At 71.2% G+C, this 4,269-nt stretch carries 4 protein-coding genes; all 4 read left to right on the top strand.

The features are described from left to right. The first annotated feature begins 256 nt into the window (after window positions 1-256). Window positions 257-985, top strand: coding sequence for an MgtC/SapB family protein (locus D588_RS0117170; RefSeq protein WP_017916856.1), 729 nt, complete (start codon window positions 257-259; stop codon window positions 983-985). A gap of 42 nt (window positions 986-1,027) precedes the next feature. Next, window positions 1,028-2,098: an ATP-binding protein gene (locus tag D588_RS0117165; protein ID WP_017916855.1), complete on the top strand. Its 1,071-nt coding sequence runs from the start codon at window positions 1,028-1,030 to the stop codon at window positions 2,096-2,098. Next, a complete protein-coding gene (locus D588_RS0117160; protein WP_017912890.1) occupies window positions 2,095-2,712 on the top strand; it encodes a response regulator in 618 nt (205 codons plus the stop codon). The genes D588_RS0117165 and D588_RS0117160 overlap by 4 nt, the downstream gene beginning before the upstream one ends. Before the next feature lie 285 nt (window positions 2,713-2,997). Continuing rightward, on the top strand, window positions 2,998-4,269 hold a 1,272-nt coding region (locus D588_RS0117155; RefSeq protein WP_017916854.1), incomplete at its 3' end, for an amino acid permease.

Below are 4,269 nucleotides of genomic sequence, written 5' to 3'. Positions count from 1 at the left end.
CGCCGACCGCATCCGGGTCCGCGCGCGCTTGCCGCATGCGGCGCAGCGGCGCCTGCACGACGCCGGGGCGAACGCCCCGGCCGCGCACTGGCTGCATGCCGCGCTGGCGTGGTGGCCCGGGGTGCGCTGAGCCGCATCTGTCCGTCGCCACGATGCGCGCTGCCATCTCGCCGCGGCATCATCGGCCCCCGTCCCCGCCCACTCCCTTCCCCGGAGCCGCCATGCTCGCTCCCCCCACCTACCGGAACGCGCCCTGATGGAAGCACTGCGTCTGTTCAATCTCGGCTCGCTGCTCGACACCCTGGTGAGCCTCACCGCCGCCTTCGTGCTCGGCGCGATCATCGGCTTCGAGCGCCAGGTGCGCCAGCGCACCGCCGGGCTGCGCACCAACACCCTGGTCGCGGTCGGCGCGGCGATCTTCGTCTCGCTCGGCGACCGCCTGTTCGAGATCCACGGCGGCACCCAGGGTGCGGTGCAGGTGGTGGCCTACGTGGTCTCGGGCATCGGCTTCCTCGGCGCCGGCGCGATCATGAAGGAAGGCGCCAACGTCACCGGGCTCAATACTGCGGCGACGTTGTGGGGGTCGGGCGCGGTCGGCGCCTGCGCCGGTGCCGGGCTGGTCGCCGAGGCGGTGCTGGCGGCCATGTTCGTGCTGCTCAGCAATACCCTGCTGCGGCCGATGGTGAACCGGATCAACCGGCATCCGCTGAAGGAGTCCTCGCTGGAAGCCACCTACATGTTCTATGCGATCTGCGCGCGCGAGGTGCACGGCGATGTGCGCGAGCGGCTGATCGAACTGCTGGAGGAGGCGCACTATCCGGCGCGCGAGGTCGAGCAGCATCCGTTCGGGCAGCGGGACGTGGAGATCGCCGCCACCCTGTACGCCACCGCGGTGCGCGCCGAGGAACTGGATGCGGTGGTGCAACGCCTGGAGGGCGAACCCGGTGTACAACAGGCGTTCTGGAACGCCGGCGCCGAAGCCTGACCCGGCCATGTCTGACCTCTTCCTTCCGATGCCACGCCGCCGATGATCGCCTGGTTCAAGCCGCTGCCGCCGCATCGCCGCCTGCTCGGCCTGGTCGCGCTGGGCCTGGCACTGGGTGCGATCTTCGTCGCCGACACGGTCACCGACTACGCGGTGGCGGCGGCGCTGTTCTACACCGTGGCGATCCTCGGCGCGGTGCGCTTGCTGGCCCCGGCCGGGCTGGGCGTGCTGGCGGGCATCTGCGTAGTGCTGGTCGTGCTCAGCTTCCATCTCACGCATGCCGGGGCCTACCACGTCGGCGTGATCAACTCGGCGATCAGCATCGTGGTGGTGGCGGTCACCGCCTCCATCGCGGTGCGCATGGAGCGGGCCAAGGCCGCCGCGCACGCGGCGCAGGCGCAGTTGCTGCGGCTGGCGCGGGTACGCAGCCTGGGCAGCCTGACCGCCTCGATCGCGCACGAGGTCAACCAGCCGCTGGCGGCTATCGTCACCAGCGGCAACGCCTGCCAGCGCTGGCTCGACCAGCAGCCGCCGAACCTGGACAAGGCGCGCGCGGCGCTGGCGCGCATCATCGCCGACGCCGAACGCGCCGGCGAAGTGATCGCGCGGGTGCGCAGCCTGACCCGGGGCGAGGCGCCGCAGCAGCGCGCCTTCGACCTCAATGCCGCGGTGACCGAAGTGCTGGCGTTGTCGCAGGGCGAACTGGAGCGCAGCGCGGTGAGCGTGCACACCGAACTGTCGGCGCTGCTGCCGCCGGTGTCGGCCGACCCGGTGCAGATCCAGCAGGTGATCGGCAACCTGCTGCTCAACGCGATCGAGGCGATGGCCGCCACGCCGCCGGCGCAGCGTGAGTTGCGCATCGTCACCGAGCGCGAGGACGCGCGTTCGGTGCGGCTGAGCGTGGCCGACAGCGGCGAAGGCCTGTCCGCGCAGGCGCAGGCGCATCTGTTCGATGCGTTCTGGACCACCAAGCAGGGCGGCATCGGCATCGGCCTGAGCATCAGCCGCAGCATCGTCGAGGCCGGCGGCGGGCGCATCTGGGCCGAACCCGGGCGGCCGCGCGGCGCGGTGTTCTGCGTGTGCTTGCCCAGCGCCGGCGGAGCCACGCCATGAATGACGCGACCGCACGCCCGGTGGTGTACCTGATCGACGACGACGCCTCGATCCGCGCCGCGCTGGAAGACCTGTTCGCCTCGGTGGACCTGCAGGTGCACGCCTTCGCCTCGACCCGCGACTTCCTGGCGCATCCGCGCGCCGACGCGCCGAGCTGCCTGGTGCTGGACATCCGCATGCCCGGGCAGAGCGGCATGGACTTCCACCGCAACATGCACGAGGCCGGGCTGGCGCTGCCGACCATCTTCATCACCGGCCACGGCGACATCCCGATGAGCGTGGAAGCGATGAAGAACGGCGCGATCGAGTTCCTGACCAAGCCGTTCCGCGACCAGGACCTGCTCGATGCGATCGGCCAGGGCATCGCCCGCGACCGCGCGCGGCGCGCCGCCGATGCGGCGCAGGCGGAACTGCAGGCGCGCTGGGCGCGGCTGAGCGCCGGCGAACGCGAGGTGGTGGAGCTGGTGGTGCAGGGCCTGTTGAACAAGCAGGTGGCGGCGCGGCTGCAGCTCAGCGAGATCACGGTGAAGGTGCGCCGCGGCAATGCGATGCGCAAGCTGGAGGTCGGTTCGCTGGCCGAGCTGGTGCGGCTGGCGGAGCGGCTGGGGCGGTAGGTCGGTTGCGAGAACCCACGATTGCCGGGCGCGGCGGAACAGGTCCTAACGCACCGTTATTCCGCAGCAGCGGCTTCTGCCGCGACGGGCTTCATCGGGAAAGCCCGTCGCGGCTGACGCCGCTGCTACGAGACAGAGAGCGAGCGGTCTCCGCTCGATAAGGCCTGACTTGCGCTTCGCATCGACCTCCACAAGCGCCGTGCCATACCGCGCCACAGGCGTAGCTTTGCTGCACCGCATTCGGCGACACTGCCGGGCTTGTCACTTCCGCACCCCGAGGCCCGCATGTCGTTCCTGTTCCGGCGCAAGTCGCTCGACCTGGTCACCGTCCACGAGGCCGGCCGCCGGCTGGTGCCCTCGCTGAGCTGGCCGCATCTGGTGGCGCTGGGCATCGGTGCGATCGTCGGCACCGGCATCTACACCTTGATCGGCGTCGGCGCGCAGCTGGCCGGGCCGGCGGTGCTGGTGTCGTTCGCGGTGGCCGGGGCGATCTGCGCCTGCGCCGCGCTGGCCTATGCGGAGATGGCGACGATGATGCCGGCCGCTGGCAGCGCCTACACCTACAGCTACGTCGCGCTGGGCGAAGCGATCGCCTGGGTGGTGGGCTGGAGCCTGATCCTGGAGTACTCGCTGGTGGTCAGCACGGTGGCGGTGGGCTGGTCCGGCTACTTCGTCGGCTTCCTGCACTGGGCCAGTGCGCAGACCGGCATGGACCTGAACCTGCCGGCGGCGCTGACCGCCGGCCCGCACGCCGGCGGCATCGTCAACCTGCCGGCGGTGCTGATCACCTTCGCCGTGGCCGGCCTGCTGATGGCCGGCACCAAGGAGAGCGCCACGCTCAACGCGGTGCTGGTGGTGCTGAAGCTGATCGCCCTGGGCATCTTCGTGGCGGTGGCGCTGCCGGCGTTCCAGAGCGCCAACCTGCACCCGTTCATGCCCTACGGCTTCCCCAAGACGGTCGGCGCCGACGGCGTCGCGCACGGGGTGATGGCCGCGGCGGCGATCATCTTCTTCGCCTTCTACGGCTTCGATGCGATCTCCCCCGCCGCCGAGGAAACCAAGAACCCCAAGCGCGACCTGGCGATCGGCATCGTCGGTTCGATGATCGGCTGCACCCTGATCTACATCCTGGTGGCGCTGGCCGCGGTCGGCGCGATGCGCTACGACGTGTTCGGCGCCAGCGCCGAGCCGCTGGCGCTGATCCTGCGCGAACTCGGCCACGGCAAGGCAGCGGCGGCGATCGGCGTGGTCGCGGTGATCGCGCTGCCCACCGTGCTGCTGGCGTTCCTGTACGGTCAGAGCCGGATCTTCTTCGTGATGTCGCGCGACGGCCTGCTGCCGCGCGGGCTGTCCAAGGTCAACGCGCGTACCGGCACGCCGGTGGCGACCACGCTGTTCACCGCGGCGCTGGTGGCGGCGCTGGCCGGCGTGGCGCGACTGGACGAGATCGCCGCGCTGGCCAATGCCGGCACCCTGGCCGCCTTCATCGCCGTGGCCGCCTGCATGCTGGTCCTGCGCCGCCGCGAACCCGGCCGCGCCCGCACCTTCCGCACGCCG

Origin of the sequence: Xanthomonas sp. SHU 308 (assembly GCF_000364645.1) — a bacterium.
In the GTDB taxonomy this organism is placed as follows: domain Bacteria; phylum Pseudomonadota; class Gammaproteobacteria; order Xanthomonadales; family Xanthomonadaceae; genus Xanthomonas_A; species Xanthomonas_A sontii.
This window is presented reverse-complemented; position numbering and strand designations above follow the sequence as displayed.

Excerpts from the sequence above, each read along its gene's own strand:
- D588_RS0117170 (WP_017916856.1), top strand. The coding sequence starts at position 257 with ATGGAAGCACTGCGTCTGTTCAATCTCGGCTCGCTGCTCGACACCCTG.
- D588_RS0117165 (WP_017916855.1), top strand. The coding sequence starts at position 1,028 with ATGATCGCCTGGTTCAAGCCGCTGCCGCCGCATCGCCGCCTGCTCGGC.
- D588_RS0117160 (WP_017912890.1), top strand. The coding sequence starts at position 2,095 with ATGAATGACGCGACCGCACGCCCGGTGGTGTACCTGATCGACGACGAC.